The 4,243-nt window shown below is 22.6% G+C and carries 3 protein-coding genes; all 3 read left to right on the top strand.

Features of this window, described 5'->3' with window-relative positions:
* The first annotated feature begins 63 nt into the window (after window positions 1-63).
* Window positions 64-1,692, top strand: a complete 1,629-nt coding sequence (locus ACRCYC_RS03945) for a replication initiation protein (RefSeq protein WP_438532289.1) — start codon at window positions 64-66, stop codon at window positions 1,690-1,692.
* 279 nt (window positions 1,693-1,971) lie between these two features.
* Window positions 1,972-2,259, top strand: coding sequence for a hypothetical protein (locus ACRCYC_RS03940; protein ID WP_438510404.1), 288 nt, complete (start codon window positions 1,972-1,974; stop codon window positions 2,257-2,259).
* Between the two features lie 420 nt (window positions 2,260-2,679).
* On the top strand, window positions 2,680-4,243 hold a 1,564-nt coding region (locus ACRCYC_RS03935), incomplete at its 3' end, for a MobA/MobL family protein (RefSeq protein WP_438532288.1).

The following is a 4,243-nucleotide window of genomic DNA, read 5'->3' as shown; positions in this document are numbered from 1 at the left end:
ATTATAAAGAGATTTAAAATACTAAGGGTACTTTTTGTTGCAATAATAAATTAGGGGGAATTTATGGGAAATGAAATTGTAAAATATGATAATGATATGAATTCTGTTGCTTTTGGAAAATTTAAAGAAAAAGAGTTAGATTTATTCTTTAGTATTTGTTTTAAAGTAAGAGATATGGGGACAAAAAAAGTTGTATTAAGTTTTAGTGAATTAAAAGAATTATCAAATTATTCAAATAGAAATTTAAATAGATTTATAAAAGACTTATCAAGTACTTATGACAAGATGTTAGGCTTAAATATAAAAATAATGCACAGTGAATTAAGTTTTACAAAATTTAATCTTTTTAGTGAATATACAGTTAATGTTGAAGAGAAAACTATTACAATTCAAGTACATGAAAAATTTGAGTATATTTTAAATAAAATGTTAAAAGAAGGTAATTATACAAAATTTGAATTAATTGAATTTGTAAATTTAAAAAGTTCATACTCTAAGAATATGTTTAAATTATTGAAACAATGGGAAATTAAAAAAGAAAGAAAATTTGATATTTCTGAATTTAGAAATATTTTAGATATTCCTCCAAAATATAGAATGTCTGAAATAGATAAAAAAATTTTGACTCCTATTATGCAAGAATTAGGGCAACTTTTTTCTAATTTAAAATTGGAAAAAATAAAAACGGGAAGAAATGTAACGGGTTTGAAATTTTCATGGAGCAATACAAAATTAAATAGTAAATTAAAAAATTCTGAGATTATTGATATAATTGAAGTTTCAGATAAATTAAATAAAGTTATAGAAAAAGTAAAAAAGAATAGATTTATTGCACCTTTGTTAACAATAGATAATATTGAAATATTAGTTGAAATGTTCCAAGAAAAAGACCTTATAAAAGGTTTAAATTGGTCATATAAAGAGATTAAACAAGAGATAAAAAGTTTAAATTATTTAATAAAATCTATAAAAACAGGAATGGAGCAAAAAGAGAAAAAATTAGTTGTAAAAACTGTTCTTGAAGTTGTCCAAGAACAAGAAATAAAAGAAGAAATTTTAAAAGAAAATAACATAGATTTAGAAAAAGATCAAGAGCTTAAAATTACAGAAATTGAAAAAATTAAAATTATGAAAGATGAATATGAAGAACTTTATAAAAAATATTTAGAAAAACAAAGAACTAATCATACTCCATTTATGAGAAAAACTTTTGATATTAGCAATAAAGATAAATATGAAATAGTTGAAAAAATTGAAGTAAAAGAAGAACAAAATTTAAATAGAATTGAATTAACTCAAGAAGAATTTAATAAAATAAAAACAGGAATTATATTTTTTATTAAATTAAATAAGGGTAATTATTCAAAAGAATTATTAGATGAAAAATATAAAATAGTTGAAAAGGTTGAATTAGATGAATCAGTAACAAATTTATTAAAATTATGGCATATTTCAGATGATGAAATATTACAAGGAATGTCTATGGGATATACTAGAAAAGAATCAATTGAAATAATAATAGAAGATAGAAAGCAGAATAATATTATTATAAATTTTGAAAAAATAACAGAGGATAAATTACTTGGAAAAAATAATAAAAAATTAGTTGGTGGAGCTTTAATTGCAAGATTGGAAAAAATTGCAAGGGATGAAAATATAAAAATCCAATATAAAGATAAAATAATTGGTTAAAAAAGAGAGATTTTTAATTTCTCTTTTTTTATTTATACAATATATTGTGTTAAACTTTTAAACCAAACAATATATATTGTGTTTTTTAATTTTTTTCTATGATTTTTTTTTATCCTTTTTTTAAAAGTTTGCTCATATTTTTAACGATACCTTTCTTTTTGGTTATAGCATTAATGTGTCAAATAGTTTTTTTTAACCATTTTTTTAACCATTTTTACAGTTTTGCACATTTGTAGAATTACATAAAGATATGTATAATTTTAATAGGAGGTGAATTATATGTATAGTAATGATTTAAGAGTATTATCAACATCATATTTGAATCTAGAAAAAGAATTTTATAAAAAAGCAAATCAACTTATAGAACATATTGAAAAGTTATTATTGCAATCAGAATTTTATAGAGATTATATAAACAAAATCAGAAACAATTTAAAAAAATATAAATCAATAAAAAAAATCATTATTAGAAAAAATTTATTAAAAAATAACTTAAAAAAGAAAATAACACCTATTAAATCATTTAATCATATTCTGATTGATGGTATAAGAGTTTTAAGAATATAAAAATCAACCTTTTTGGGTAAAACCCATTCAATTAAAATTTAATTTAAATATCCAAAGAGGAGTGACGAAATGATTAATAATAAACAAAATCAATATAATAAACAAAGTCAGTATAATAATTGTTCTATAATAAATATTGAGGGAGCAATTATAGTTTTAATTGTAATATTTATTCTGATTTTTGGTTTAATATTCTATTTATTTAAATTTAATAATAAATAAAGAAAAAAGATGGGAGCTATTTCCATCTTTTTTATATTTCAATTGAAGTTTCTAAATCAAAATGATATAATTAAAAAACAATGCACGCTTAACAGTTTCTCAAAAATGAGAAACTTGCGTGTAGAAGTCATTCCCAAAATATGGGATGACTAACAAGGTAAATTTTTACAAAATTTGATTAAGGGAGGTGTACTTGACATGGCTGAATATAGATTACATTGTAAGGTTGGAAAAGTTGGAATGGCTAAAGCCCATGCTGAGTACATTCTAAGAGAAAATAAATATAATAAAAAGCAAGATTTAGTATATAAAGAATCAGGAAATACTAATTGTTTTTCTGATGGAACATCAGCGATTGAATTTTGGGAATCTGCTGATGATTTTGAAAGAATTAATGGAGTTTCTTATAGAGAATTTGAGTTAAATATTCCTAATGAATTAAATCATAAACAAGGAATCGAACTTGTTCAAGACTTTGTAAAAAAAGAGTTAGGATATAAACATCCTTATTCTTTTGCCATCCATGAATCACATAGTAAAGATGGAGAGAAAAATCTTCATTGTCATCTTATGTTTTCTGAAAGAGAAATAGACAATATTTTAAGAACTAAAGAACAATTTTTTAAAAGAGCAAACTCAAAAAAACCTGAACTTGGTGGAGCTAAAAAAGATAATGCTTGGAGAACTAAGGAGCAACTTTTACATATTAGAAAATCATGGGAAATTTTAGCTAATCAAGCATTAGAAAAAAATGGATTCGAGGAAAGAGTTTCTTGTGAATCTTTAAAGAAACAAAGAGAGGTTGCTTTAGAAAAAGGTGATTATTTAAAAGCTGAACTTTTAAATAGAACTCCAGTTAATATATCTGGAATTACTTTACAAAAAGAAAAAAGATTAGGACTAGAAAAACTAACTTCTGAAGAACAAGAGAAGTTTAAAGAATATAAACAAGCTAAGGAATTAAGAGAAATTAAGAAAAGAGAGCTTGAAATTAAAAGGGAAAATGTTATTCCAACAAAAGAAGAATGTAAATCTAAATTAATTAAAATCTTAAATACAACTGAAGAGGACATAAAGTTAAAAGCACTAAACATAATAACAAAAGGTGCTTTTTATTCGCATTCAAAAAATTTAAGAAAAATTGAAAATCAATTATTAATTGATCCATTGAACGAACATCTAAAAAAACAAGAAAAAGAGATTAAGGAATCTATTAATTCTTTACAATTAGAAACTGAAAAGACACCTAGATGTATTAGAATTATAGAGCAATTAAATAGAGATTTAGAAAGAGAAAAATCTATTTATGAGAAAGCTGCTAAAAATTATAATTTAGATATTTCTAATAATTTGGATGAAAAAAATATGTTGAAATTCTATGAAAATAAATATAAAAATACTCCAGTAGAATCTTTAGAGTTTAGAGTAAAAGAGATTGAATCGGAAAATGCTAGAGAATTAGCTAAAAATGTATTAACTAATTTTAGATTAGAGGGTATCACAAAAGATATAATGGTTAATGAGCAATTAAAAGAATCTTTAACTAATAAAATGCAAACTCAATTAATGATGAGTGAAAGAGATGGATATAAAGAGTCTAATTTAAAACTAAAAGAAATTACCGAAAAGTTAGATTACAGATATAAAGAATACGATTCTATGATTGACGGTTTAGAAAAGCAAAAAGTAAAAGTTGATAGATTAGAAAAAGAAATTAAAACTAAAACATCAGAGGAACTAAAAGCTATCAAATCACTTATTG

The sequence above is a fragment of the Paraclostridium sp. genome, from assembly GCF_051657365.1.
In the GTDB taxonomy this organism is placed as follows: domain Bacteria; phylum Bacillota; class Clostridia; order Peptostreptococcales; family Peptostreptococcaceae; genus Paraclostridium.
The sequence above is the reverse complement of the archived record's forward strand: the minus strand, read 5'-3'. Positions and strand labels throughout refer to the sequence as shown.